The following is a 25,892-nucleotide window of genomic DNA, read 5'->3' on the forward strand; positions in this document are numbered from 1 at the left end:
TCCCGGGCGGATCCGCCCGAGAGAGTCGGTGGACCGTGCCGGTCAGCGAGTTGCACTTGACGCTCCACGCTTCGCGTCGACCGATGGCGCATGTCGCGACGGCGGGGCTTGCGCATGGAGACGATCTATCGTTATGTAGCCAACATACATAACGATAGATCGCATCGGTCATGGAAGCCCTCATCAGCCTGCGCGACGAAAACCGTTCCCAGATCGGGCGCGAGCGCATCCAACTTCTGGAGGCGGTGGCGCGCGAGGGGTCGATCACCGCCGGCGCCAAGGCGGTGGGCCTCACCTACAAGGCGGCCTGGGACGCGCTCGACGCCATGGCCAACCTGTTCGGCCAGCCGCTTCTGGAAAAGCGCACCGGCGGTCGCGCCGGCGGCGGCGCCACCCTGACGCCGGCCGGCATCCGCATCATCCAGGCCTATCACCGCATGGAAAGCGAGATGGCGCGGGTCATGCGCACGCTGGAGCCCGAGCTCGCCGGCACCGGCATCTCCCCCATCAATCTGATTTCCGGTTTTCTGATGAAAACGAGTGCACGCAACGCCCTTCGCGGGCCGATCACCGCCATGCATCACGATGCCCTGCGGACCGAGGTGGAAGTCGAGGTGGCAAAGGGCCGCGCGATCCACGCCATCGTGACGAACGCCAGCGTGCGCGAGCTCGGATTGTGCGTCGGCCGCGAGGCGACGATGCTGATCAAGGCCCCCTTCGTCGCCGTCGCCGTGGGCGACGAGCCGCCCAAGGTCACCGCCCGCAACGTCATTCCCGGCACCATCCTTCGCTGCGAGAGGTCGGCGGTCGATGCCGAGGCCGTCATCGACATCGGCGGCGACAAGACGCTCGCCGCCACCATCACCGCCCGCAGCGCCGAGGCCCTGGGCCTCGAACCCGGCCGCGCGGTCTTCGCCCTGTTCGAAGCCACGCATGTCATTGTCGCCATCGACTGAATGGAGATCCATATGAAGTCCTCCCCTCTTCTGACTGCCCTCGCCCTGACCACCGCCCTGTTCGGCGTGGGTCAGGCAAATGCCGCCGAAACCAACGTCGCGGTCGCCGCCAACTTCACCGAAGCGGCCAAGGACATCGCCGCAGCCTTCAACAAGGCCACCGGCGACACGGCCACCCTCAGCTTCGGCTCGACCGGCCAGCTCTATACGCAGATCAGCCAGGGCGCGCCCTTCCAGGTCTTCCTGGCGGCGGATGCGGAGCGTCCGGCCAAGGCCATCGAAGAAGGCTACGGCGTCGCCGACAGCAACTTCACCTATGCCATCGGCAAGGTGGTTCTGTGGAGCCCGGATGCCGCCATGGTGAGCGGCGAGGACACGCTGAAGGACACGAGCTTCGAGAAGATCTCCATCGCCAACCCGACGGCCGCCCCCTATGGCGCCGCCGCCGTCGAGACAATGCAGGCGCTGGGCGTCTACGATACGCTGAAGCCGAAGATCGTCGAGGGCAACAACATCGCCCAGGCCTTCCAGTTCGTCGATAGCGGCAACGCGGAACTCGGCTTCGTCGCCCTGTCGCAGATCGCCGGGCGCGAGGACGGCTCCCAGTGGATCGTGCCCCAGGAAGATTACAGCCCGATCCTCCAGGATGCCGTGCTCCTGAAGACCGGTGAGGACAGCGACGCCGCCAAGGCCTTCCTCGACTTCCTGAAGGGTCCCGAGGCCCACGACATCATCGAGAACTACGGCTACGCCACCGATGGCGGGAACTGATCGGCATTGCTGGGCCTGCCACCTGACGCCTGGACGCCGATCCGGCTGACGCTGGAACTCGCCTTCGTCACGACCGGCGTGCTGCTTATCCTCGGCACGCCGCTCGCATGGTGGCTGGCGCGCTCGAAGGCATGGTGGAAGGAAGGCGTGGCGACGGTGGTGGCGCTGCCGCTGGTGCTGCCGCCCACCGTCCTCGGCTTCTATCTTCTGGTCACGCTCGGCCCCAACGGGCCGGGCGGCGCGCTCGCCTCGCTCTGGGGCGCACGCACGCTGGCCTTCACCTTCGAGGGTCTGGTGATCGGCTCGGTGATCTACTCGATGCCGTTCGTCGTCCAGCCGATCCGCAACGCCTTCGAGGCGATGGGCGACCGGCCGCTGGAGGTGGCGGCGACGCTGCGCGCCTCGCCGCGGCGCGCCTTCTGGAGCGTGGCGATTCCGCTCGCCCGGCCGGGCTTCCTGACCGGCGCGGTGCTCGGCTTCGCCCACACGGTCGGCGAATTCGGCGTCGTGCTGATGATCGGCGGCAACATTCCCGGCGAGACCAAGGTGCTGTCGGTGGCGATCTACGACTATGTCGAGACGTTGCAATGGCGCCAGGCGAACATCCTGGCCGGAGCGATGGTGATCTTCGCCTTCGCCGTGATCCTTTCGGTCACCGTGATCGGCCGGCGCCTCGGACGGGTCGCCCAATGAGCCCGACCGACCGCATCGAAGCCGCCTTTCGCGGGCGGCTGGGCAGCTTTGCCCTCGACGCCGCCTTCGAGATACCGGCGCGCGGGGTGACGGCGCTGTTCGGTCCTTCCGGCTGCGGCAAGACCAGCGTGCTGCGCTGCCTCGCCGGCCTCCAGCGCGTCGCCGACGGCGTGTGCCGGGTCGGCGGCGACGTCTGGCAGGACGCGACCACGTTCCGCCCCACCCATCTCAGGCCGATTGGCTATGTCTTTCAGGAGCCGAGCCTGTTTGCCCATCTCTCGGTCCGGCGCAATCTCACCTTCGGCGCGCCGCGCGCCCCCGCCGAAACCGGGAACGGCGTCGGCTTCCGCGAGGTGGTGGAGCTTCTCGGCATCGCGCACTTGCTCGACCGGGCGCCCGAAAGGCTCTCCGGCGGCGAGCGCCAGCGCGTGGCGATCGGCCGGGCTCTGCTCTCGCAGCCCCGGCTGCTGCTGATGGACGAGCCGCTGTCGGCCCTCGACATCGCGACCAAGCAGGAGATCATGCCGTTCCTGGAACGCCTGCATGCTGCCCTGGCGATCCCCGTGGTCTATGTCAGCCACGACATCGCCGAGGTGGAACGCCTGGCCGATCACCTGATCCTGATGGAGTCCGGCCGGGTGATTGCAGCCGGAGCCCTCAACGAACTGCAGAGCGACCCGAGCCTGCCGCTGGCGCTCGCCCGCGATGCCGCGGTCAGCCTCGACGCGACGGTGGAGTCCTACGAGACCGAAGACGGCTTGATGAGACTCACCGTCAAGGGCGGACGCTTCCTCGTACCCTCGCCGCCGGGCCGCCCCGGAGAGACGCGCCGCCTGTCGATCGTTGCCGGCGACGTCAGCCTGACGCTCGAACCGGCTCAGGGCACGACGATCCTCAACATCCTGCCGTGCCGAATTCTGAGAGGAGCGCCGCGCGGCGAGCACGAAATGGTGGCGCTGCTCGGTCTCGGACCGGACGGCGACGGCGACCGCCTGCTGTCACGCATGACGCGCCGCTCCTGGCACCATCTGGATCTGGCCGAAGGCAAGACCGTCTATGCCCAGGTCAAGGGTGTGGCGCTACGCTAAGCAGACCAGTCACCGAGCGGATAGAACGCGAACCGGCTTATGCCGCCACACACACATACTCGTGCTCGCCGAGGCCGGTGCCGCTCAGATGGATGCGATCGCCCGCCTTCAGGAAGCGAGGCGGGTCGTAGGACAGGCCGACGCCGCCCGGTGTGCCGGTGAAGACCACGTCTCCCGGCTCGAGCCGCATGAAGCGGGAGATGTAGGAGACGAGATAGGGGACGTTGAACACCATTTCGCCCGTATGGCCCACCTGCTGCTCCACACCGTTGACCTCGAGCCGCAGGGTGATGTCGTCGAGATTGGGCATCTCGTCCTTGGTCACCAGCCAGGGTCCGAGGGGCGCGAAGGTATCGTGCGACTTGCCCTTGACCCACTGGCCGCTACGCTGGAGCTGGAAATTGCGCTCCGTCAGGTCGTTGCCGAGCGTATAGCCGGCGACATAGTCCAGTGCGCGCTCGACCGGCACGTATTTCGCCATCCGACCGATGATGACGGCCAGTTCGATGCCCCAATCGGTGCGCGCCGACATACGCGGAATCTCGATGTCGTCGTTGGGTCCGCACACCGATGACGACGCCTTCATGAAGATGGTCGGCTCGGGGTTGATCTTGAAGCCGGCGAGTTGCGCGGCATCGTGATAGTTCGGACCGACGCCGACGATCTTGCCGATCTTGGCGACGGGGGCGCAGAGCCGAACGCCCGGCTCCGCCTCGGGCAAATCTTCCAGGGACTGGCCGGCCAGGCCGGCGAGATTGTCGGGGTCGATCGCCGAGCCGGATAGGGATGGAACGATACTGGAAATGTCGCGGATCCTGCCATCGACATCCAGCGCGCCCGGTTTTTCCGAACCACGCAGCCCGAACCGCACCAGCCGCATAAAGATCTCCTCGCATTTTTGAGGAATAACTGCCTGAAACAGAGGCGGTTCCGCCTACTCAGCTCTTCTTCGTTTCCCTTTTCGGCACCGAAAAGCGCATTGGTCCTTCAACGGGCGAACGCAGCCACCGCTTCGACATGGTGAGACCACAAAAATTGGTCGATCGGTGTGACAGAACGAAGACGATAGCCGGCTTCGATGAGAAGATGCGCATCGCGCGCCAGCGTTGCCGGGTTGCATGAAACGGCGACCACGCTGCGAACGGTCGAGCGGGCCAGTTCGCGCGCCTGCGCTTCCGCACCGGCGCGGGGCGGATCGAAGACTACACCGTCGAAGCGGGACAACTCCTTGGCCGTCAAGGGTCGCCGGAAGAGGTCGCGTCGCTCCAGCGTCATCGGCTTGAGCCCCGGCACGCCTCGCACGGCCCTGTCGAGCGCGGCCAGCGCCGGCGCATCGCTTTCCACCGCCATCACTCGGGCATGGCGGGCCAGACGCAAGGCAAAGGTCCCGACGCCGGCAAAGAGATCGGCGACCTCCTTCGCTTCGCCGAAATGATCCAGAACCTGGTCGGCCATCGCCTCTTCAGCCGCCGCCACCGCCTGCAAAAAGGCACCGGGCGGCGGCGCAAGCGCAATGCCGCCGATCTCGATCAACGGCTTGCGGGCTTCGACCACCACCTCGTCGTCGATCGACACCCGGGCGAAATCGCGTTTCAGGGAAAAGGCGACCACCGCCTGCCGGCTCTTCTCGGAGAGCTTCGTCGCGTCGGCAAGCGCGATGTCGAGGCCGGAGGGGGTAGCCGTAACAGCCATGCGCAGCGGCCTCCGGCGGTCGAGCACCATGCCCGCCAACGCCTTGAAATCGGGGAGCCGCGCGGCGATCTCCGGCATCACGACGAGGCAGACGTCGAGGTCGGTCAGGCGATGGCTCGCGACCTCGAAGAAACCGAAGCGCACCTGCCCCCCCTCGCGCACGGCCGAGAACACCGCGCGACGGCGCGAGGCCGGCGGGCAGGCGACCAGATCGCCGATCGGCGGCTGGATGCCGCGGCGCGCAAAGGCATCGACCACGATCTGGCGCTTCCACGCCCGATAGAAGGCATCGCTCGCGTGTTGCAGATCGCAGCCGCCGCAGGCGCCGAAATGCGGACAGGGCGGTTCCCGCCGCTCCGCCGAAGGCTCCAGGATCGCCGACGGCCGCGCCTTCGACGCCTTAGCCCCGTCGATCTCGACGAGTTCGCCGGGAAGCGTGAACGGCACATAGACCGGGCCGCCTGCCACCGCGGCGACGCCGTCGCCCTTAGCGCCCAGCGACTCGATGCGCAGAGACTCAGCCATCCTTGATTCCCGCCAGCAAAAACTCCGCGTTGCCGTCGCCCCCGGTGATCGGCGAGGGCATCAAGCCGGTGGCGCGCCAGCCCGGCTGCCCGTCCAGCCAGACCCGCAGATCCTCGGCCACCCTCGGTCCGTCGGCGGGATCCCGAAGCAGCCCGCCCTTGCCGAGCGCGGCGCGCCCCGCCTCGAACTGCGGCTTGACCAGAAGCACCGCGATCGCCCCGGCTTCGGCCAGCGCCAGGGCCGGCGGCAGCGCCAGCTTGAGCGAGATGAAACTGACGTCGCTGACGAGGCGTTCGATCGCCCGTCCGCCCAGATGCTCGCGGGCAAGATTGCGCGCATTCAGCCCCTCGATCGCGGTGACACGCGGATCGGCCTCGATATCGGCATCGAGCTGCCCATGCCCGACGTCGATCGCCACGACATGCGCAGCACCGCGCTGCAACAGCACCTGGGTGAAGCCGCCCGTCGAAGCGCCGACATCGAGAGCCGTGCGTCCCGCCACCTCGATGCCGAAGCCGTCGAGCGCCGCCTGAAGCTTCAGCGCCGCGCGCGAAACATAGCTGCCGGCCGGATCGTCCAGCACGATCGCGGCATCGGATGCGACCAGTTGACCGGGCTTCGTGGCGACAGCGCCATCGACCCGGACATGTCCACGCAGAATGGTGTCGCGCGCCCGCGCACGACTGCCGACCAGCCCGCGCTCGGCCAGGATCTGATCGAGGCGAAGACGCAACTTGGCCCCTGAGAAGCGATCGGATGCCATGTTCGCGCTTGGGTCACAGCCTCGAAGTCGAGATTGGAGGTTTTGGAGCAAATCCAGCGGCACGAGCCGTCATGCCTGCAGGCTGCGTTTGGCACTCTCGCCCAGAGCCTTGAACGCCGCATCCACGATGCCGGCCTTGTCGAGTCCGGCCTGGGCGATCATCGCCTCCGGAGCGGCGTGCTCGACGAACCGATCCGGCATGGTGAGCGCGCGAACCTTCAGGCCGCCGTCGAGAAGGCCGCGAACCGACAGATGATGCAGCACCTGCGAGGCGAAACCGCCGGACGCCCCCTCCTCCACCAGGATCAGAACCTCGTGATCGCGAGCCAGCCGCAGAATGAGATCCTGATCCAGCGGCTTGGCGAAGCGCGCGTCGGCGACCGTCGTCGAAAGTCCAAAGCTGTCGAGGTCGGTCGCCGCCGCCAGACTGTCGGCGAGCCGCGAGCCGAAGGAGAGAATCGCGATTTTGGTGCCTTCCTTGACGATCCGGCCCTTGCCGATCGCGAGCGCCTGCCCGCGCTCCGGCAGATCGACGCCGACACCGGCGCCGCGGGGATAGCGGAAGCTGATCGGTCCTTCGTCGTAAAGGACGGCGGTCTTGACCATGTGGCGCAGTTCCGCCTCGTCGGCCGCCGCCATCACCACCATGCCCGGCAGCGGCGCCAGGAAGCCGGTATCGAACGAGCCCGAATGGGTCGGCCCGTCGGCGCCGACGAAGCCGGCCCGGTCGATGGCGAAGCGCACCGGCAGGCGCTGGATCGCCACGTCGTGCACGATCTGGTCGTAGGCGCGCTGCAGGAAGGTGGAATAGATCGCACAGAACGGCTTGTAGCCCTCAGCCGCCAGACCTGCCGCGAAGGTCACGGCATGCTGCTCGGCGATGCCCACGTCGAACGTTCGTTTGGGAAAAGCCTCGGCAAAGGCGTCGAGGCCGGTGCCCGAGGGCATCGCAGCGTTGATCGCGACGATCCGGTCGTCCTCGCGGGCTTCGGCGACCAAGGTATCGGCGAAGATCTTGGTATAGCTCGGCGCGTTGGCCTTGGATTTCGCCTGGGCGCCGGTGATCACGTCGAACTTGCCGACGCCGTGATATTTGTCGGCCGAGTTTTCCGCCGGCGGATAGCCCTTGCCCTTCTTGGTGACGACGTGGACGAGGATCGGCCCGGTCTTCGCGTCGCGGACATTCTTCAGAACCGGCAGCAGATGGTTGAAGTCGTGCCCGTCAATCGGCCCGACGTAATAGAAGCCCAGTTCCTCGAACAGCGTTCCGCCGGTGAACAGGCTGCGCGTCAGTTCCTCGGTGCGCCGCGCCCCTTCGCGCATGAAATCGGGCAGATGGCGGGAGAAATTCTTGGCGCCGGCACGCAACGCCCGATAGGTCCGGCCGGAGACGAGACGCGCCAGATAGGCGCTCATCGCGCCCGTCGGCGGCGCTATCGACATATCGTTGTCGTTGAGGATGACGATCAGCCGGGCGTCGAGCGCACCGGCGTTGTTCATCGCCTCGTAGGCCATGCCGGCCGACATCGCCCCGTCGCCGATGACCGCGACCACCCGGTTGTCGCCGCCGGACAGGTCGCGCGCCACGGCCATGCCGAGGCCGGCCGAGATCGAGGTGGAGGAGTGTCCGGCGCCGAAGGCGTCAAAGGGGCTCTCGGTGCGCTTGGCGAAACCGGAGAGGCCGCCCTCCTGGCGCACCGTGCGCATCCCCTCGCGCCTTCCGGTCAGGATCTTGTGCGGGTAGGCCTGATGGCCGACATCCCAGATCAGGCGGTCGTCGGGCGTGTCGAAAACATAGTGCAGCGCGACGGTCAGTTCGACCACACCGAGACCCGCGCCCAGATGGCCGCCAGTGCCCGACACTGCATCGATCAGGTCGACGCGCAGTTCGCCGGCCACCTGCTTCAGCTTCGATTCGGGGAGTTGCCTCAGGTCTTCCGGAGTTCTGACGCAATCGAGCAGCGGCGTTTTCGATTCTTCTGACACGGGAACGGAGAAACCTTTTGCGTTCGGGCCTGCCGCTAAGCCTGCGAAGCTCGGGGCCCGAAGCGGTGAGACTCATTCTAAAATCGGGTTCGCGACGCCGGAATCAAGCATCCTCCAACGGAAAGTCCAACGACGCCGCTTCCCAACGGTCAACCGAGATCGAGAGGTTCGGCCCCCTCGGGCTTGCCGTTGCGCGAAACCTTGATCTTCTCGATCTTGTCCTCGGCGGCCGAAAGCAGCCGTTCGCAATGGTTCTTCAGCTTCTCGCCCCGCTCATAAATTCGGATCGAACGGTCGAGCGGGACGTCGCCATGTTCCAGATCGGCGACGATGCGCTCCAAGGCGGCGAGCGCCTCCTCGAAGGTCATCCGCCGGATGTCCGAATCGTCGGCGGGCAAAGCCTGTTCATTCGCTTGGTCGGTCATTCCTGTCCTGTTCTTTCAGCCGGCTCAGCCCGTCATCAGGCGCTGGATATGCGCGGCGACCGAATTGGCCAAGCCGGTGAGATCATAGCCGCCCTCCAGCACGGAGAGGAGCCTGCCATCGCAATATCGGTCGGCGATGTCCAGCAGGCGGCTGGTGGCCCAGTCGAAATCCCCTTCCGACAGCTTCAGGTGGCCGAGCGGATCGCGATAATGCGCGTCGAAGCCGGCGGACACAATGACGAGATCGGGCTGGAAGCGATGCAGGGCGGGCAGAATGCGCGACTTGAACGCCTCGCGGAACGGCTCGCTGCCGTCACCGGATCTGAGCGGGGCGTTGACGATGTTGCCCGCCCCGATCTCCGTCGTGGCGCCGGTGCCCGGATAGAGCGGCATTTCGTGCGTCGAAGCGTAGAGCACGGAGGGGTCTTCCCAGAAGATGTCCTGGGTGCCGTTGCCGTGGTGGACGTCCCAATCGACGATCGCGATGCGCTCGAGCCCATGCACCGCCTGCGCGTGACGAGCGGCGATCGCCGCCGTGTTGAAAAGGCAGAAGCCCATGGCCGACTGGCGTTCGGCGTGATGGCCCGGAGGCCGTCCGGCCACGAACACGCTGCTGGCAGCACCGCTCATGAGATCGTCGACGCCGGCACAGGCGCCGCCCACGGCATGCATCGCCGCCGCGAAGCTTTTCGGGCTCAGCACCGTATCGTACTCGACGCGCGCCAGGCCGCTATCGGGGACCGCCTTCGCGATCTTGCGCACGAAGCTTTCGGGATGACAGCGCTCGATCGCCTCCAGCGTACCTTCCACGGCGGCCGCCCGGTCGAGAAAATGGAAGGCTTCCGCCTCCAGTGCCGCCGCAATCGCCTGCACCCGCTCCGGCCGCTCGGGATGCCCTGGGCCGGTCATATGCTCGGCGAACACCGGATCGTGATAGAAGCGGGTGTGCATGAGCAGAAATTAGCGCTCTCCGCGAAGGCTTCCACACCATCACGCGCAATGCGCGATTACGGTTTGGAAAGAAACCCGTCCCTCATCCTTTTCCGGTCTGGCCGCGATGGCGCAGATAGTGGTCGGCGATGGCGCAGGCGACCATCGCCTCGCCCACCGGCACCGCCCGGATGCCGACACAGGGATCGTGCCGCCCTTTGGTCATCACCTCGACCTCGTTGCCGTCGGCGTCGATCGAACGGCGCGGCGTCAGGATCGACGAGGTCGGCTTCACGGCAAATCGCGCCACTACCGGCTGGCCGGTGGCAATGCCGCCCAGAATGCCGCCGGCCTTGTTGGACAGGAATTCCGGTCTGCCGTCCGGCCCGATCCGCATTTCGTCGGCATTCTCTTCGCCCGACAGCGTCGCAGCCTCGAACCCCGCCCCGATCTCGATACCCTTGACCGCGTTGATCGACATCAGTCCGGCGGCGATGTCCTGATCGAGCTTGCCATAGATCGGCGCGCCGATGCCGGCCGGCACGCCCTCGGCGACGATCTCGACCACGGCGCCCACCGAGGAGCCGCGCTTGCGCACCTGATCGAGAAACTCCGCCCAGCGCTCGACTGTCTTCGCATCCGGGCAGAAGAACGGATTGCGACCGACCTCGTCCCAATCCCAACGATCGCGGTCGATCCGGATGTCGCCGATCTGCACCAGCGCCCCGCGCACCACCAGTCCGGGCACCACCTTGCGCGCCAACCCGCCGGCCGCGACCCGACACGCGGTTTCGCGCGCCGACGAGCGCCCGCCGCCGCGATAGTCCCGGACGCCGTATTTGATGTCGTACGTGACATCGGCATGTCCGGGGCGATAGCGTCGCGCGATGTCGGAATAGTCCTTGGAGCGCTGATCGACGTTTTCGATCATCATCGAGACGGGGGTGCCCGTGGAGACCAGTTCGCCCTCGGCCTCGCCCGGCATGACACCCGACAGAACCCGCACCCGATCGGGCTCCTGCCGCTGCGTCGTATAACGCGACTGGCCGGGTCGCCGCCGGTCGAGCCAGGCCTGGATCTCGGCTTCGGAAAACCGGAGGCCGGGCGGCAGGCCATCGACGACGGCGCCGATCGCCGGCCCGTGGCTTTCGCCCCAGGTGGTCACGCGAAACAGGTGACCGAAGCTGTTGTGCGACATGGGAATTGGCTCGCTCGAAACAGAATGGCGTTCGTTTACGGACGCGCGCCAACGGGGTCAATCGATCACATAAACAATCGAAATGCGGCTTTACAAATTGTTAAGCATAGCCGCCCCAGCAAATGCCATAATTCCGTCTGACGGTAAGCAAATCACGAAACATCGCCTCGCCGCTGGATGCGGCAGGGAGAACACAGGACCGGGGTGCAATGGAGGGTGTGGGAATGGCCAAGAGAATCGTAGCCTTTTTCGCCTGTTCGTTCCTGAGCGTTGCGTTGACCATCCCGGCGCTGGCGCAGGAGACTGCCGGCCGGGTCGTCGAAATCGACCAAGCGAACGCGATGCTGAGGCTCGAGGATGGCAGCATCTACCTTCTGCCGCCCGAATTCGACTATGCCGCCGTCGAACCCGGCATGGAAGTCTACGTCATCTACGACGAGACCGAGAGCTGAGCGAAGCTTCCAGGATCATCGCTGAGGCAACCCTACGACAAGTGCTCGACGCCGCTCGCGCCGGGCTCTCCGGGGTTCCTTCTGCAGATGCTCGTCCGTGCCCGGAAGGCGCGGCATGAACGGCCCGGCAGATCGAGTTCAGATCCACTCTGCCCGGTTGTCGGCCACCCGCAGAACCTGATCCTGCGGGATTTGGGCATGCGCCGCGTGATTGACGGCAACACCCTCGTAGAGCTTGAAGAAGGCACGCATGACGCCACCATGGGCGACGATCAGGCTCGGCCGGTCCAGCCCCTCGAAGACCGGTGCGACGCGCGCTGCCAGCGCCTCGTAGCTTTCCGCATCGTCGCCGGGCGGCACATAGTGCCACTTGTTGGCTTCGCGCTCTTCCACCGCCGCGGCGTCGACGACCGCGAGTTCCTTGATCGTCGAGCCCTGCCAATCGCCGAAATGGATTTCCTTCAGCCGGGCGTCGGTCTCGAAATCGGCAGGCGGCAGGCCCAGTTCGGTTCGGATGAGGCGCATCGTCTCGCAGGCGCGTGACAGCGGGCTGGCCAGGAAATAGAGGTCCTTGGCCCCGGCGCCGAGGACCTCGGCGAGCCGCCGGCCGTTGCGTTTTGCCTGGGCGCGGCCGATCTCGTTGAGCGGGATATCGCGCTGGCCCTGGATGCGCTCCTCGGCGTTCCAACTGGTCTGGCCATGGCGGCTGAGATAGAGCAGCGGCAGGTTGCCGAGGGAAAGCGCCACGATTCAGTCCTTGACCACCGAGATGTCCGGCGCGTCCACGGCCTTCATGCCGACCGTGTGATAGCCGCTGTCGACGTGATGAACCTCGCCCGTTACGGCGCTGGACATGTCGGAAAGCAGATAGAGCGCCGACTGGCCGACCTCGTCGATGGTCACCGTCCGCTTCAGCGGCGAATTGTACTCGTTCCACTTCAGGATATAGCGGAAGTCGCCGATGCCCGACGCCGCCAGCGTCTTGATCGGACCGGCGGAAATCGCGTTGACGCGGATCGCCTTGCCGCCCAGGTCGACCGCGAGATAGCGCACCGACGCCTCGAGCGCCGACTTGGCGACACCCATGACGTTGTAGTGCGGCATCACCTTCTCGGCGCCATAGTAGGTCAGCGTCAGGATCGAGCCACCGTTCGGCATCAGCTTTTCGGCGCGCGCCGCCACCGCCGTCAGCGAATAGACGGAGATATCCATGGTCTTGCGGAAGTTGTCCCGCGTCGTCTCGATGTAGCGGCCGGTCAGTTCGTCCTTGTCGGAAAAGGCGATGGCATGGACGAGAAAATCGATCGTGCCCCAACGCTCGCGCACCGTCTCGAACACCGCATCGATGGTCGGCTCGTCGGTGACGTCGCAATGGCCGACGACGATCGCGCCCAGTTCTTCCGCCAGCGGATCGACCCGTTTCTTCAGGGCCTCGCCCTGATAGGTCAGGGCCAACTCGGCACCCTGATCGGCAAGAGCCTTGGCAATTCCCCATGCGATCGAACGATTGTTCGCCACCCCCATGACGATGCCGCGCTTGCCGTTCATGAGGCCGTTCGCTTGAACCATGATCGCATCCTCCGGGGACTAACTGCGCAGCCAGCGCTGTGCGGCGGGGGGTATGGCACAGCCTTCCAGGACCTTCAAGCCAGCGCGCCGGCGGCCAGGGCGGACCGTCGCCCGGCGCCGTCGGGGCAAGGCCTGGAGTGGCATGCCGTCGAAGGGATGCGCGCGGGGCGTGCTAACTTTTTGTTTGCACGCCGTATCTTTCGCGAAGAAGTCTCGCCGGAGGCCGTCCGCGCACCTCTCAGGGCCGGCGCGAGCGGAAAAAGTCGATGAGATCCTGATCCGGCGCATCGGGCAGCATGACCTTGAGTGCCACCAGAATGTCGCCGTGGCCACCGCCCTTTTTGGTCAGACCCTTGCCCTTGATCCGCATGGTCTTGCCGGAATTCGACCAGGGCGGCACGGTGAGCGAGATCCGTCCGTCCAGGGTTTCCACCGTGACCTTGCCGCCCAGAACGGCATCCTCGAGCGGCACCGGCAGATCGAGCGTCAGATCGCGGTCGACGACGTCGAAGCGTGGATGCTTGACGAATTCGATCGTGACCAATGCGTCGCCGGCCGGCGCGCCTTCGAAGGCGGCGGGCTGGCCCTGGCCGCGCAGCCGGATCGTCTGACCGTCTTCGACGCCGTCCGGCAGGCGGATCGCCAGCCGCTTGCCGCTGGGAAAGATCGCCTCCACCTTGTGGTGAGCAACGACGTCCTCGAGGCGGACCTTCAGGTTGGCGCGGATGTCCTCGCCCTTGGCCGGCGTGTTGCGTGCTGCGGTGAACCCGCGCGTCCCGCGGCGGCCACCGAAACCGCCAAACCCGCCAAAGCCTCCGCCCCCGCCTCCCCCGGCGCCTCCGAAGGCTTGCTCGAAAAAGTCGGAAAAGGCGGCTTCCGAGGCGAAATCCTCGGCTCGCGTGCTCGAGTGGAAATCCGATCCTTGCGCCCCGCCGCCCGGTCGTCCGCCACCGAAGCCGGAAAAGCCCTGAAACTTGGGCTTGCCTTCGGCGTCGATCTCACCGCGATCGAACTGGCCGCGCTTTTCCTTGTCGCCGAGGATCTCGTACGCCTGGTTGGCCTCGTTGAAGCGGGCGGATGCGTTGGGATCCTTGGCATTCGCGTCAGGGTGATACTTTTTCGCAAGCTTGCGGAAGGCGGACTTGATTTCCTTCTCGCTCGCAGTCTTGGGCACGCCGAGCACGGCATACGGATCACGCATGAAGCTTCTGCTCTCCGCTATGGCACTGACTTGGATAGGACCGGAGGACAGATTCCGGCAACCGTTCCTATATGGAGAGGATCGAGCCGTTTTTTAAGATGGCGCGCCGACGGGTCGATGCCGAAGAGCCGTATCCGTCGACGACGAACCGGCCCGACGATATAAGCAGGTCAATCGAAACGGACATCAACTGACGGTCTCGGCGACCTGGACCGAGACCGACTGATCGTCCACCGTCCAACGTCGTGTATGGCCCCCATGCTGAAAGACATCATCGTCAGCGCGGTTCTGCCCTACGCCACCTATCTCGTCCTGACGGGCTATGGCGTGGGCACCGTTCATGCGCTGATTGCCGGCGCCATCTTCCCCGTCGTGTCGGTGCTCTGGGCGTTTTTGCGGGAACGACGGATCCAGGCCTTGGGCCTCATCGTGCTGGCGGCGACCGTCGCCTCGGCGCTGGGCGCCCTTGCGGTCGACAGCCCGACGCTGGCGCTCGCCAAGGGCTCGATGATCACCGCGTCGGTCGGCCTGATCTTCGGCGCCTCTTTGTTCGCCCGCCGTCCGCTGGTCTTTCATCTGGCCGCCGGCAGCGATGCCCAGTCGCGAGCCGAGACCGAGCAGCGCTGGGGAACGAGCCCGCGCTATCGCGCCACCTTGCGCACCATCACCATCGCCTGGACCATCGGGCTCTTCATCGAGGCCGCCTTGCGGCTGGCGCTCATTCCGCTGCTGCCAATCGCCATTTTCCTGCCAACCAGCGAAACCATGTGGATCGTGTTCTTCGCCCTGATGACCGCCTGGAGCTGGCGCTATGGGCGAATGCGCATGGGCCGGGACCCGACGGCGGGCCCGCCGACCGACAGGGCAGCCGAAGGCTAGCCTTCTTCGGCGAAGCGCGTTAGCGTCCATTCGCCCGCGCCGTTCGTGCAGGCCTCGCCGTTGTAGAGGGCGATGCCGTCGAAGCGCTGGCGCGATGTCTTGAACAGACGGCAGATCTGCCCGCCGCCCTTGATCTCGGTGATCGCGGTGATCTCACCGCGCGTCCCGGTCTCGGCGTTGGCCCACGGCAACGGCTGCGCTTCGACCGTGTGAATGTCGGCCGCCGAGACCGCGTTGCGCACGGTGCGATTGTCGGAAATCAGGTCGTTGGACGGAGCGGCGGCCGCAGGCGCCTTCGAAATCGAGCCCGTGGTGATGGTGTCGTCGATCAACCCGTTCATTCCGCCGTCGGAAATGGTACAGCCTGCCAGCACCAGGGCCGCAGTGGCGGGAATGAAGATGCTTTTGATCGAGGGCATCGCGCTCTAGAGGTTGTTGTCCGGCCGTGTGATGCGGACGGACTTTGTCAGATGAGTGGCATTTATGACCAAAGATCCGTTAAAGGACGATGAACTCCACGCGGCCGAGGAGCCGCTCGACCTCTTCGCAGCCTGGATGAAGGATGCCGAGGCCGGCGAGCCGAACAATCCGAACGCCATGGCGCTGGCGACCGTCGACGAGACCGGGCTGCCGGACGTGCGGATGGTTCTCCTCAAGGATTTCGATTCGCGTGGCTTCGTGTTCTACACGAATTTCCAAAGCAACAAAGGCCGCCAGCTGCTGGCGACGCGCAAGGCGGCGCTGTGCTTTCACTGGAAGAGCCTGAGGCGACAGGTTCGCCTGCGCGGCGACATCGAGATCGTATCCGAGGAGGAGGCCGACGCCTATTTCGCCAGCCGGGCGCGCGGCAGCCGCATCGGCGCCTGGGCGTCGGAACAGTCGCGGCCGCTGGAAAGCCGTCACGCGCTGGAAAAGCGGGTGGCGCAATTCACCGTCAAATACGGCGTTGGCACTGTCCCGCGGCCGCCCCATTGGTCCGGGTTCCGCCTGATCCCGACGCGCATCGAGTTTTGGCGCGACCGGCCGTTCCGACTGCACGACCGTCTTGTCTACGAGCGAACAGCGCCCGCGCAAGGCTGGACCACCGAGCGGCTCTATCCCTGACCACTGGAGCGCCGGGAACGGCTTCGGTCGCTCGGCGGGCGTGCGTCGCCGTCATCAGAGGCAGCGACGCAATGTCATTGCGCGGGCGACGCTATTGCTTCTCCGACGTCGTGCGCAGCCGCTCTTCCTGCTCGGCGGCTTCGGCAGGCAACACATCTCCAAAATCGGCCCGTTCATAAAGCGGACGAATCTCGATTTCCGAAGGCCCCGGCATCGGGTTGGGGCAACGCTTCACCCACTCGACCGCCTCCGCCATGTCCTTGACCTCCCAGAGCCAGAAGCCCGCGACCAGCTCGCGAGTCGCGGCGAAGGGACCGTCGACAACGGTGCGAGTGGCACCGTCGAAGGCCACCCGCTTGCCGTTCGACGACGGCTTGAGGCCGTCGGCGGATCGCAGGATGCCCGCACTCGCCAGCTCTTCGTTGAACTTTCCCATGGCTTCGAACATCGCGGGCGACGGCATCAGCCCCGCCTCGCTGTCCTCCGTTGCCTTGACCAGAACCATCACGCGCATTCTCTCCTCCGATCGTCAGGGCCGTGATCGCCCGAGCGTCCAAGAAGATCGGGGGGCCCCTTGATCGGCAAGGATCGCGATTTTTTTCTGGCGAGACGGCAAAATCCGGTCAAGCCGCCAGGATCTCATCCACGAAAGCCGGAACGACCTCTGTCGCCCGGCCATACCGCGCGGAGGCGAAGTGGTAGGAGCCGGCCGACGGCTCCAGATTGAGCTCGATCGTCCGGGCTCCGGCGACGCGGGCCTCGGCGACAAAGCCGGCGGCCGGATAGACGGCGCCGCTGGTGCCGATGGAGACGAAGACGTCGGCGCTCCACAGCGTCTCCTGGATCGCCTCCATGTGATACGGAATTTCTCCGAACCAGACGATGTCGGGCCGCATCCGGCCCACCGCCGAGCAGGCCGGACACGCGTCTTCCACCGACGAATCGCCCGCCAGCTCCTGTCGCACTCCGCAGGATGCGCAGAAGACGCGGTTGAGCTCGCCATGCATGTGGATGACGCCGGTCGAACCGGCGCGCTCATGCAGATCGTCGATATTCTGCGTGACGATCGTCACCCTGCCGGCATAGTCGCGCTGAAGACGCACCAGAGCGAAATGAGCGGCATTGGGCTCGGCCTCGGCACCCGACCGCCGCCGATCGTTGTAGAAGCGATGGACCAGAGCGGGATCGCGCTGGAACCCCTCCGGCGTACAGACGTCTTCGATCCTGTAGCGGGACCAGATCCCGCCCTCGTCACGGAAGGTGTCGATACCCGATTCGGCGGAAATCCCCGCACCGGTGAGGATGACGATGGATGCTTGGCTCTTCGGCATGACCAACCTTTTCGCATCCCCGGCATGTCTATTTCATGATGCACCGCCGGCGCACGATGTCGCAGCCGTTCAGGCCTCCGTGCCGCCGACCGTCACCTGGTCCATGCGCAGATGCGGCTGGCCGACGCCCACCGGCACGCCCTGGCCGGCCTTGCCGCACATGCCGATGCCGGTGTCGAGTGCCATGTCGTTGCCGATCATCGAGACGCGATGCATCGCCTCCGGCCCGTTGCCGATCAGCATGGCGCCCTTGAGCGGCTCGCCGACCTTGCCGTCGCGGATGCGATAGGCCTCGGTGCAGCCGAACACAAACTTGCCGCTGGTGATGTCCACCTGGCCGCCGCCGAAGGAGACGGCATAGATGCCGTCCTTCACCGAGGCGATGATCTCCTCCGGCGACTTGTCGCCATTGACCATCAGCGTGTTGGTCATGCGCGGCATCGGCACATGGGCATAGGACTGGCGCCGGCCATTGCCGGTCGCCCGCATGCCCATCAACCGGGCGTTCTGGCGGTCCTGCATGTAGCCGACGAGCTTGCCGTCCTCGATCAAGACGGTGCGATTCGTCGGCGTGCCCTCGTCGTCGACGGTGAGCGAGCCGCGCCGCTCGGCGATCGAGCCGTCGTCGACCACGGTGACGCCCTTGGACGCGACCTGCTCGCCCATCAGCCCGGCGAAAGCCGACTGCTTCTTGCGGTTGAAATCGCCTTCCAGCCCGTGGCCGACGGCCTCGTGCAGCATGACGCCTGGCCAGCCGGCGCCGAGCACGATGTCGAAACTGCCCGCCGGCGCGGGCACGGCCTCCAAATTGATGAGCGCCTGACGCAACGCCTTGTCGGCAAGATCCTGCCAGCTTTCCCGCGTGACGAAGCCGCCGAATCCGAGCCGGCCACCGGCGCCGAACGAGCCGCTCTCCTGCCGGTCGCCCCGACCGGCGACCACCGAGACGTTGATTCGCACCAGCGGGCGCACGTCTTTGACCAGTTGGCCATCGGCACGCAGGATCTCCACGCTCTGCCATTGCGAGCCCAGGCTGACCGACACCTGACGCACGGCCTCGTCCTTGCCGCGCAGATAGGCGTCGATGTCCTGCAGGAGCTTAACCTTGGCCTCGAAAGACGGCTCGGGAATCGGGTTCTCCTCGCCGTAGAGCTTGCGGTTGGTGCCCTGCGGCGGCTCGGCGAGAACGCCGGCATGGCCGCTCTTGATGGTGGAGACTGCGGCCGCCGCCCGCTTCAGCGCAGCCTCGGAGAGATCGCCCGAATGGGCGTAGCCGACCGACTCACCGGCCACCGCCCGCAACCCAAAGCCCTGGTGAGTGCTGAAATTGCCGGCCTTGAGGCGACCGTTGTCGAACACCAGCGATTCGGACTCGTGATATTCCAGATAGAGTTCGCCGTCGTCCGCGCCGTGCAGGGTTTCGTCGACGATGGCGCCGACGGCATCGCGGGACAGGTCGAAGCGATCGATCAGGGAGACGGCCATGGCAGCTTCCTTGTGAAGGACGCGACCGAACGGCCACGTCGAGGAAAACCTCAATATGGCGACACGGCCGCCCGATACCAGGGCGGATTCCGTGAAGGGCGCGCGACAGGCCTCTTACGGCAGCGCGTCGAAGCCGTCCTTGAAGCCGTTGAGATCGACGGGAATGCCGATGCCCTCTTCCGGCGTCTGGAACACGATGAAGGTCGCCATGGTGCCCTCCGAGAGGGTCTGGAGAAGCGTGTCCTCCAGAATCACCTCGGCGTAGCAGCCGTCCTCGAAGCAGCGCACGAACTGGGCGCGGCCGATATCCTTGCCGTCGACATAGAGGCCGAGCCCGTTGGGCAGAAGCGTGCCGAGTGGAGCCAGTACCCTCAGGATGCGCGCCTGCTTGTCGGCGGTCTTCAAGGCCACGACCGACAATCCGATTTCGGGCCGATCCTCGGCCACGACGTTCTGCAGCAGCGCGCACTGCTCGGTGGAGGCACCGGCCGGCTTGTCGCAGACGACCGCCCAGGCCCCATGCTGCGAGCGCACCGCACCCGTTGCCCCGGACTGCGCCTCGGCGCCACCCGTCAGGCATAGGATCGACGCGAAGGCGAAAAGCGCGGCGGCGGATTTCTTCAACATGATCATCATCCAGATCGATGTGGCCCAACAGATACGCGCTCGGTTACGGGCCGCCCGTCGCGGACATGGCGTCCACAACCAGAGGGCCGATGCTTGCGCAAGCCTTTGTGCTTGAACGCGGCGGCGGCATCAAGCCTGAAGTCTGCGCGCCCGAGCGTAGCCTCCGGCAGACCGCGCCGCAAAGCGCCGATCCGGGCATCGCCGCCCGACAGCCAACCGAGCACGGATCAAAAGCGATGCCCGGCACCCGGGATCGAGCAAATCGATTCGATGCCGAAAATGCCGCCGCGTAAGGCGTTCGGCATTTTTTCGAATGGGTCTAGACCGGCGGTTCATTGACCTATATCAAACCCTGTTCATGTACCGTTAAAGGTTGCAACTCGATATGGCCCCGGGCGAAATCGCCTCGTGTCAGGGAGGGTGATGGGTGAAGAGACAATTTATCGCAGCCTCGATCTTGCTGGCGACGGTGGCTTCGGCTGCCGCTCAGGAGGGTGCGCCGGACGGCCAGCCCCACTCCTGGGAAATCGGGCTGCAGCGGGCGTTCTCTCCGGTCGCGGAGCAGATGCACTGGTTCAACAGCTACATCCTCTTCTTCATCATCCCCGTCGTGGTGCTGGTCGGCGCCCTCCTGGCCTGGGTCGTTTTCCGGTTCGGCGCATCGCGCAACGCGACGCCCTCGCAAACCAGCCACAACACCGTGATCGAGGTGGTTTGGACGGTCGCGCCGGTGATCGTCCTGATCCTGATCGCCATCCCCTCGTTCCAGCTTCTCACGCTCCAGTACAACCCGCCGAGCGACCCTGAGATGACGGTCAAGGTGACCGGTTATCAATGGTACTGGAACTATGAATATCAGCCCGAATCGGGCGACGGGGCCGAACCGGCGGAAGCCGTGGCCTTCGATTCCTATCTGCTCCAGGACGGCGACCGGGCGGGCGCCGGCAAGGAAGACATGGCCGCCTATCCGCGCCTGCTGGCCGTCGACAACGAGCTGGTCGTTCCGGTGAACACGGTGGTGCGCGTACTCGCCACCGCCGGCGACGTCATCCATTCCTTCGCCGTCCCCTCCTTCGGCATCAAGGTCGACGCGGTGCCGGGGCGGATGAACGAATATTGGTTCTCGGCCGAGAAGGAAGGCATGTTCTACGGCCAGTGCTCCGAGCTGTGCGGCAAGGACCACGCCTTCATGCCGATCGCCGTCCGGGTGGTTTCCAAGGACCAGTTCGACACGTGGCTGAGCGCGGCGGGAACGAGCGTCGAGGATGCCAACAAACAGCTCATGGCCGAGATCCAGGCGGCGGATGCCGTCGAGGTCGCCGGACGATAGTCGGAAAGGTTTGAGGGATATCGAGATGGCCGACACCGTTGCCCACGACACCCACGATCACAGGCCGACCGGCTGGACGCGCTGGGTCTATTCGACCAACCATAAGGACATCGGGACGCTCTACCTGATCTTCTCGATCTGCGCGGGCGTCATCGGCGGAGCGCTGTCGGTGGCGATGCGCGCCGAGTTGCAGGAGCCGGGGATGCAGATCTTCGGGGATCCGCAGCTCTTCAACGTCTTCACCACCGCCCATGGCCTCATCATGATCTTCTTCATGGTGATGCCGGCGCTGATCGGCGGCTTCGCCAACTGGATGATCCCGATCATGATCGGGGCGCCCGACATGGCGTTCCCGCGCCTGAACAACATTTCGTTCTGGCTGATCGTGCCCGCCTTCCTGCTCCTGCTGCTCTCCATGTTCGTGGAAGGCGCGCCGGGCTCCAACGGCGCCGGCACCGGCTGGACCATGTATCCGCCGCTGTCGATCACGGGCCATCCGGGGCCGGCTGTCGATCTTGCCATCTTCGGCCTGCACATTGCGGGCGCCTCATCGATCCTCGGCGCCATCAACTTCATCACCACCATCCTCAACATGCGCGCGCCGGGCATGACGCTGCACAAGATGCCGCTGTTCGCCTGGGCGGTGCTGGTGACCGCGTTCCTCCTGCTGCTGTCGCTGCCGGTGCTGGCCGGCGCCATCACCATGCTTTTGACGGACCGCAATTTCGGCACGACCTTCTTCGCGCCGTCGGGCGGCGGTGATCCGATCCTCTACCAGCACCTGTTCTGGTTCTTCGGACATCCCGAGGTCTACATCCTGATCCTGCCGGCCTTCGGCATCATCAGCCACGTCATCTCGACCTTCTCGAGGAAGCCCATCTTCGGCTATCTCGGCATGGCCTATGCCATGGTGGCGATCGGCGTAGTCGGCTTCGTGGTGTGGGCGCACCACATGTACACCTCGGGCATCTCGCTCGACACGCAGCGCTACTTCGTGTTCGCGACCATGGTCATCGCGATCCCGACGGGCATCAAGGTGTTCTCGTGGATCGCCACCATGTGGGGCGGCTCGATCTCGTTCCGCGTGCCGATGCTGTGGGCGCTGGGCTTCATCCTGCTCTTCACCATCGGCGGCGTCTCGGGCGTCAAGCTCGCCAACGCCTCGATCGACCGCTACCTGCACGACACCTATTATGTCGTCGCCCACTTCCACTACGTGCTGTCGCTGGGCGCCGTCTTCGCCATCTTCGCCGGCTGGTACTACTGGTTCCCGAAGATCACCGGCTACATGTACAACGAGCGCATCGGCCAGATTCACTTCTGGATGACGTTCATCGGCGTCAATCTGGTATTCTTCCCGCAGCATTTCCTCGGTGCCGCCGGCATGCCGCGGCGCTATGCGGACTATCCGGACGCCTTCGCCGGCTGGAATTTCGTCTCCTCGATCGGCTCCTACATCTCGGGCTTCGCCGTTCTGGTGTTCCTGTGGGGCATCTTCGAGGCGTTCTCGCGGAAGCGGATCGCCGGTCCCAACCCGTGGGGCGAAGGTGCGACCACGCTCGAATGGCAGCTCTCTTCGCCGCCGCCCTTCCATCAGTGGGAAGAGCTGCCGCGGGTCCGCTGACCGCCGCGTCGATGATTGAGGGATGGGCTGGCCGCGCGCCGGCCCTACCTTGCCCGATAGAGACGATCGACAAGTGGAGTGCGCCGTGTCGCTGATCGAAGCTGACAATCACTTGGTGGCCAGCCGGGGCGTGAGCTTGGCGACGCCGGGCGACTATGTCGCGCTTCTGAAGCCGCGCGTGATGTCGCTGGTCATGCTGACGGCGGTGACCGGCTTCATGCTCGCGCCCGGCCATCTGCATCCGGCGCTCGGCGCCTTCGCCATGCTGTCGATCGCCATCGGAGCCGGTGCGTCCGGCGCGCTCAACATGTGGTACGACGCCGACATCGACCGGCTGATGACGCGCACCGCCAAGCGGCCGATTCCGCTCGGCCGCATTGAAAGGCAGGAGGCTCTGGCCTTCGGGCTGACGCTCTCGGTCTTCTCGGTTGTCATGCTCGGGTTGACGGTGAACCTCGTCGCGGCCGCGCTGCTCGCCTTCACCATCTTCTTCTATTCCGTGATCTATACGATGTTCCTGAAGCGCACGACGCCGCAGAACATCGTGATCGGCGGCGCGGCCGGCGCCTTTCCGCCGATGATCGGCTGGGCCTGCGTCACCGGTACCGTGTCGATCGAGAGTGTCGTCCTGTTCCTCATCATCTTCCTGTGGACGCCGCCGCACTTCTGGGCGCTCGCGCTGTTCAAGCTGAAGGACTACGGCGTCGCCGCCGTGCCGATGATGCCGAACGTCGCCGGCGAGGCTTCCACCCGCCGCCAGATTCTCGCCTATTCGCTGCTGCTCGCGCCGATCGGCGTCATGCCGTACGTACTGGGCTTCGCCGGCCCGGTCTACGGGGTCGCCTCGGCGCTGCTCGGCTTGAATTTTCTGCGCCATGCCTGGCTCACCTATCGGATGGCCGACGGCGACACGCAGATGCTCGCGGCGAAGAAGCTGTTCGGCTTTTCGATCGTCTATCTGTTCGCGCTGTTCGCACTCCTTCTTGGCGAGGCGGTGGTGGCGAAGACGCTGCCCATGCTGATGGGTCTGATCTGATGCTGGAGCGGATCAAGCTGACCGCGGAAGAGGAGCGCGCGCGTCGCAAGCGCTCGCTGGCGATCGGCGTCGCGCTGGTCGCTCTCGTCTTCATCTTCTACGTCATCACGCTCGTGAAGATGGGGACCTGAGATGGCGGATCGTCCCATCCCCTCGGCCACGGAGCGCCAGAAGGCGGCCCAGCGTCGCGGCCTCAAGATCGCTGTCGCCTGCGCGGCGTTCGCGGCGGGCATGGTCGGCGCAGCCTTTGCCTCGGTCCCGCTCTACCAGGTGTTCTGCCAGGTGACCGGCTACGGCGGCACGACGCAGCGCGCTACCGCGGGCGCGAACGAAGTGATCGACAAGGAAATCACGGTCCGCTTCGATTCCAATTCTTCGCCAGGAGTGCCCTGGTCGTTCCACCCGGTCGAGCGCTCGATACGGGTGAAGCTCGGCGAAACCCGACAGACCGCCTATCATGTGAAGAACCTGTCCGATCAGCGCATCACCGCGCGTGCCACCTACAACGTGACGCCGGATGCCGCGGGGCTCTACTTCAACAAGATCGCCTGCTTCTGCTTCACCAACCAGACGCTGGAGCCGGGAGAAGAGAAGGACATGCCGATCGTCTTCTTCGTCGATCCGGATATCCGCGAAACCGAAGAGATGGCGAGCCTACCGCCGATCACGCTGTCCTACACCTTCTTTCCCGTCGCTGTCGGCGACGTGCCGGTCGCCGAAGCACCGGACCCCGGCGGAACGCCGACGGGCAAGCTGTGACGACGAGACGAGAAGAGCGCCAGGCGGCGCCATTGGTAATTGACGATCGATGCTCGATCCTCCCAGGGGACGGGCGCGGAGGAAAAGAGGCCGGGGACGCGAATGGCTGAAACGCACGTGAAGCATCACGACTACCACATCATCGATCCGAGTCCCTGGCCGTTCCTGGCATCGCTCGGCGCGTTCATCATGCTGTTCGGCGCCGTCGGCCTGATGCGTTTCCATTCGGGCGGACAGTTCCTGTTCTTCGGCATGGATCTGGCCACGCCCTGGATCTTCCTGGTCGGCTTGGCGATCGTGCTCTACACCATGTTCGCCTGGTGGTCGGACACGATCGAGGAAGGCCGCGCCGGCGCCCATACGCGCGTCGTCTCACTGCATCTGCGCTACGGCATGATCATGTTCATCGCCTCGGAGGTGATGTTCTTCGTCGCCTGGTTCTGGGCCTACTTCAACGCCAGTCTGTTCCCCAACGAGGCGATCGAGGTGGCTCGCGTCCAGGCCACCGGCGGGCAATGGCCGCCGGCCGGGCTCGAAGTGATCGATCCGCTGCATCTGCCGCTGTTCAACACCATCACTCTGCTTCTGTCGGGCACTACGGTGACCTGGGCGCACCATGCTCTGCTCGAAAACGACCGCAAGGGGCTGATCGCCGGGTTGTCGATGACCGTCGTGCTCGGCGTGATCTTCTCCTTCGTCCAGTTCTACGAGTACGCCCACGCGCCCTTCGCCTTCGCCGGGTCGATCTACGGCTCGACGTTCTTCATGGCGACCGGCTTCCATGGCTTCCACGTCATCATCGGCACGATCTTCCTGCTGGTCTGCCTGATCCGGGCGATCAACGGCGGGTTCACGCCACAGAAGCATTTCGGCTTCGAGGCGGCCGCTTGGTATTGGCACTTCGTCGACGTGGTCTGGATCTTCCTGTTCTTCTGTATCTATGTCTGGGGCGGCTGGGGCGCGCCGCTCGCCGAAGGCTGACCGCCGACAGGAGAGCTTCGACGAGGGCGGTCGCCGCGGCGACCGCCCTTTCTATTTGCGCCCTGGCAGGACGGAGGAAGCGATGAGCCAGCACGACAGCATCGAGGCGCCGGTCGATCCGGTCATCTCGGGTCTCAAGGGACGCTGCCCGCGCTGCGGCAAGGGGCCACTGTTTTCCGGCTACCTCACGACGGCCGATCGCTGCAGCGAATGCGACCTCGACTATGCGTTCATCGACTCCGGCGACGGCCCGGCGGTGTTCGTGATCCTGTTCATCAGCATCATCGTCTGCGCCCTTGCGCTTGCCGTCGAGGTCGCCTACAGCCCTCCCATCTGGGTGCATCTGATCCTTTGGATTCCATTGGTATTGGTTCTCTGCCTGCCGCTTCTGCGCGTGCTGAAAGGGGCCATGATCGCCCAGCAATATCGCCACCGCGCCTCGGAGGGGCGGCTGGAGCATCATGACACAGACGACTGAGATCGAAAT

The 25,892-nt window shown here is 65.4% G+C and carries 30 protein-coding genes; 15 read left to right on the forward strand and 15 right to left on the reverse strand.

The genetic code is table 11. From position 1 onward, the window contains the following. The first annotated feature begins 170 nt into the window (after positions 1-170). From SMD10_RS01990 to modC, 4 genes are read left to right on the forward strand one after another with little or no spacing between them, the layout of a single operon-like run. On the forward strand, positions 171-956 hold the full coding sequence (locus SMD10_RS01990; RefSeq protein ID WP_331683964.1) for a TOBE domain-containing protein: 786 nt from the start codon (positions 171-173) through the stop codon (positions 954-956). A gap of 12 nt (positions 957-968) precedes the next feature. Next, positions 969-1,727, forward strand: coding sequence for a molybdate ABC transporter substrate-binding protein (gene modA, locus SMD10_RS01995; protein ID WP_331683965.1), 759 nt, complete (start codon positions 969-971; stop codon positions 1,725-1,727). A 6-nt stretch (positions 1,728-1,733) separates the two neighbouring features. After that, on the forward strand, positions 1,734-2,420 hold the full coding sequence (gene modB / locus SMD10_RS02000; protein WP_331683966.1) for a molybdate ABC transporter permease subunit: 687 nt from the start codon (positions 1,734-1,736) through the stop codon (positions 2,418-2,420). Then, positions 2,417-3,508, forward strand: a complete 1,092-nt coding sequence (modC, locus tag SMD10_RS02005; protein WP_331683967.1) for a molybdenum ABC transporter ATP-binding protein — start codon at positions 2,417-2,419, stop codon at positions 3,506-3,508. The genes modB and modC overlap by 4 nt, the downstream gene beginning before the upstream one ends. A 37-nt stretch (positions 3,509-3,545) precedes the next feature. Here the strand turns inward: modC and SMD10_RS02010 are convergent, their stop codons facing one another. The 7 genes from SMD10_RS02010 to aroC form a co-directional block, all read right to left on the reverse strand. Next, entirely contained in the window at positions 3,546-4,388 is an 843-nt protein-coding gene (locus SMD10_RS02010) for a fumarylacetoacetate hydrolase family protein (RefSeq protein WP_331683968.1), read from the reverse strand. Between the two features lie 107 nt (positions 4,389-4,495). Next, on the reverse strand, positions 4,496-5,725 hold the full coding sequence (locus tag SMD10_RS02015) for a class I SAM-dependent RNA methyltransferase (protein ID WP_331683969.1): 1,230 nt from the start codon (positions 5,723-5,725) through the stop codon (positions 4,496-4,498). Then, positions 5,718-6,488: a TlyA family RNA methyltransferase gene (locus SMD10_RS02020; protein ID WP_432757157.1), complete on the reverse strand. Its 771-nt coding sequence runs from the start codon at positions 6,486-6,488 to the stop codon at positions 5,718-5,720. The genes SMD10_RS02015 and SMD10_RS02020 overlap by 8 nt, the downstream gene beginning before the upstream one ends. Before the next feature lie 69 nt (positions 6,489-6,557). After that, entirely contained in the window at positions 6,558-8,474 is a 1,917-nt protein-coding gene (gene dxs / locus SMD10_RS02025) for a 1-deoxy-D-xylulose-5-phosphate synthase (protein ID WP_331683971.1), read from the reverse strand. Positions 8,475-8,623: 149 nt separating this feature from the next. Beyond that, on the reverse strand, positions 8,624-8,899 hold the full coding sequence (locus tag SMD10_RS02030; protein WP_331683972.1) for an exodeoxyribonuclease VII small subunit: 276 nt from the start codon (positions 8,897-8,899) through the stop codon (positions 8,624-8,626). Between the two features lie 24 nt (positions 8,900-8,923). Continuing rightward, positions 8,924-9,850, reverse strand: coding sequence for a histone deacetylase family protein (locus SMD10_RS02035; RefSeq protein ID WP_331683973.1), 927 nt, complete (start codon positions 9,848-9,850; stop codon positions 8,924-8,926). A gap of 82 nt (positions 9,851-9,932) precedes the next feature. Continuing rightward, entirely contained in the window at positions 9,933-11,027 is a 1,095-nt protein-coding gene (gene aroC / locus SMD10_RS02040) for a chorismate synthase (RefSeq protein WP_331683974.1), read from the reverse strand. Between the two features lie 224 nt (positions 11,028-11,251). Between aroC and SMD10_RS02045 the strand changes: the two genes are divergently transcribed. Beyond that, positions 11,252-11,479 carry a DUF1344 domain-containing protein gene (locus tag SMD10_RS02045; RefSeq protein ID WP_331683975.1) on the forward strand — a complete coding sequence of 76 codons (228 nt, stop codon included), beginning with the start codon at positions 11,252-11,254 and terminating at the stop codon, positions 11,477-11,479. 138 nt (positions 11,480-11,617) lie between these two features. Here the strand turns inward: SMD10_RS02045 and SMD10_RS02050 are convergent, their stop codons facing one another. The 3 genes from SMD10_RS02050 to SMD10_RS02060 form a co-directional block, all read right to left on the reverse strand. After that, complete coding sequence (locus SMD10_RS02050) at positions 11,618-12,226, reverse strand: histidine phosphatase family protein (protein WP_331683976.1); 609 nt, start codon at positions 12,224-12,226, stop codon at positions 11,618-11,620. 3 nt (positions 12,227-12,229) lie between these two features. Beyond that, positions 12,230-13,048 carry an enoyl-ACP reductase FabI gene (gene fabI / locus SMD10_RS02055; RefSeq protein WP_331683977.1) on the reverse strand — a complete coding sequence of 273 codons (819 nt, stop codon included), beginning with the start codon at positions 13,046-13,048 and terminating at the stop codon, positions 12,230-12,232. 238 nt (positions 13,049-13,286) lie between these two features. Next, positions 13,287-14,249: a DnaJ C-terminal domain-containing protein gene (locus SMD10_RS02060; RefSeq protein ID WP_331683978.1), complete on the reverse strand. Its 963-nt coding sequence runs from the start codon at positions 14,247-14,249 to the stop codon at positions 13,287-13,289. 258 nt (positions 14,250-14,507) lie between these two features. Here SMD10_RS02060 and SMD10_RS02065 point away from each other — a divergent pair, with 258 nt between their 5' ends. Continuing rightward, entirely contained in the window at positions 14,508-15,128 is a 621-nt protein-coding gene (locus SMD10_RS02065; RefSeq protein ID WP_331683979.1) for a VC0807 family protein, read from the forward strand. On the opposite strand, the gene SMD10_RS02070 is transcribed toward SMD10_RS02065, so the two are convergent. Beyond that, positions 15,125-15,547 (reverse strand): RT0821/Lpp0805 family surface protein, encoded by a 423-nt coding sequence (locus tag SMD10_RS02070; RefSeq protein ID WP_331683980.1) that lies wholly within the window; start codon positions 15,545-15,547, stop codon positions 15,125-15,127. The two genes, SMD10_RS02065 and SMD10_RS02070, sit on opposite strands and share 4 nt — an antisense overlap. Positions 15,548-15,611: 64 nt before the next feature. On the opposite strand from SMD10_RS02070, the gene pdxH reads away from it, so the two are divergent. After that, positions 15,612-16,232 carry a pyridoxamine 5'-phosphate oxidase gene (pdxH, locus tag SMD10_RS02075; RefSeq protein WP_331683981.1) on the forward strand — a complete coding sequence of 207 codons (621 nt, stop codon included), beginning with the start codon at positions 15,612-15,614 and terminating at the stop codon, positions 16,230-16,232. A 91-nt stretch (positions 16,233-16,323) separates the two neighbouring features. On the opposite strand, the gene SMD10_RS02080 is transcribed toward pdxH, so the two are convergent. The 4 genes from SMD10_RS02080 to SMD10_RS02095 form a co-directional block, all read right to left on the reverse strand. Then, entirely contained in the window at positions 16,324-16,746 is a 423-nt protein-coding gene (locus SMD10_RS02080) for a YciI family protein (protein WP_331683982.1), read from the reverse strand. Positions 16,747-16,855: 109 nt separating this feature from the next. Further along, the gene (locus SMD10_RS02085) at positions 16,856-17,563 is read right to left on the reverse strand and encodes an NAD-dependent deacylase (protein ID WP_331683983.1); all 708 of its coding nucleotides are present in this window, start codon (positions 17,561-17,563) and stop codon (positions 16,856-16,858) included. 69 nt (positions 17,564-17,632) lie between these two features. Further along, the gene (tldD, locus tag SMD10_RS02090) at positions 17,633-19,048 is read right to left on the reverse strand and encodes a metalloprotease TldD (RefSeq protein WP_331683984.1); all 1,416 of its coding nucleotides are present in this window, start codon (positions 19,046-19,048) and stop codon (positions 17,633-17,635) included. 114 nt (positions 19,049-19,162) lie between these two features. After that, positions 19,163-19,684 (reverse strand): invasion associated locus B family protein, encoded by a 522-nt coding sequence (locus SMD10_RS02095; protein ID WP_331683985.1) that lies wholly within the window; start codon positions 19,682-19,684, stop codon positions 19,163-19,165. A gap of 80 nt (positions 19,685-19,764) precedes the next feature. Here SMD10_RS02095 and SMD10_RS02100 point away from each other — a divergent pair, with 80 nt between their 5' ends. The 8 genes from SMD10_RS02100 (at position 19,765) to SMD10_RS02135 (ending at position 25,883) form a co-directional block, all read left to right on the forward strand. Next, complete coding sequence (locus tag SMD10_RS02100) at positions 19,765-19,968, forward strand: hypothetical protein (protein WP_331683986.1); 204 nt, start codon at positions 19,765-19,767, stop codon at positions 19,966-19,968. Between the two features lie 134 nt (positions 19,969-20,102). After that, positions 20,103-21,005, forward strand: coding sequence for a cytochrome c oxidase subunit II (gene coxB, locus SMD10_RS02105; RefSeq protein WP_331683987.1), 903 nt, complete (start codon positions 20,103-20,105; stop codon positions 21,003-21,005). Between the two features lie 25 nt (positions 21,006-21,030). Continuing rightward, complete coding sequence (ctaD, locus tag SMD10_RS02110) at positions 21,031-22,629, forward strand: cytochrome c oxidase subunit I (protein ID WP_331683988.1); 1,599 nt, start codon at positions 21,031-21,033, stop codon at positions 22,627-22,629. A 91-nt stretch (positions 22,630-22,720) separates the two neighbouring features. Further along, positions 22,721-23,665: a heme o synthase gene (gene cyoE, locus SMD10_RS02115; protein WP_432757164.1), complete on the forward strand. Its 945-nt coding sequence runs from the start codon at positions 22,721-22,723 to the stop codon at positions 23,663-23,665. After that, positions 23,665-23,796 (forward strand): cytochrome c oxidase system small membrane protein, encoded by a 132-nt coding sequence (locus tag SMD10_RS02120; RefSeq protein ID WP_331683990.1) that lies wholly within the window; start codon positions 23,665-23,667, stop codon positions 23,794-23,796. The genes cyoE and SMD10_RS02120 overlap by 1 nt, the downstream gene beginning before the upstream one ends. A 1-nt stretch (position 23,797) precedes the next feature. Further along, positions 23,798-24,424 (forward strand): cytochrome c oxidase assembly protein, encoded by a 627-nt coding sequence (locus SMD10_RS02125; RefSeq protein WP_331683991.1) that lies wholly within the window; start codon positions 23,798-23,800, stop codon positions 24,422-24,424. Between the two features lie 102 nt (positions 24,425-24,526). Continuing rightward, entirely contained in the window at positions 24,527-25,405 is an 879-nt protein-coding gene (locus tag SMD10_RS02130) for a cytochrome c oxidase subunit 3 (RefSeq protein WP_331683992.1), read from the forward strand. An 82-nt stretch (positions 25,406-25,487) separates the two neighbouring features. Then, positions 25,488-25,883, forward strand: coding sequence for a DUF983 domain-containing protein (locus tag SMD10_RS02135; RefSeq protein ID WP_331683993.1), 396 nt, complete (start codon positions 25,488-25,490; stop codon positions 25,881-25,883). Positions 25,884-25,892: the final 9 nt, after the last annotated feature.

The organism is Consotaella aegiceratis (genome assembly GCF_036541425.1).
Lineage (GTDB): Bacteria > Pseudomonadota > Alphaproteobacteria > Rhizobiales > Rhizobiaceae > Consotaella > Consotaella aegiceratis.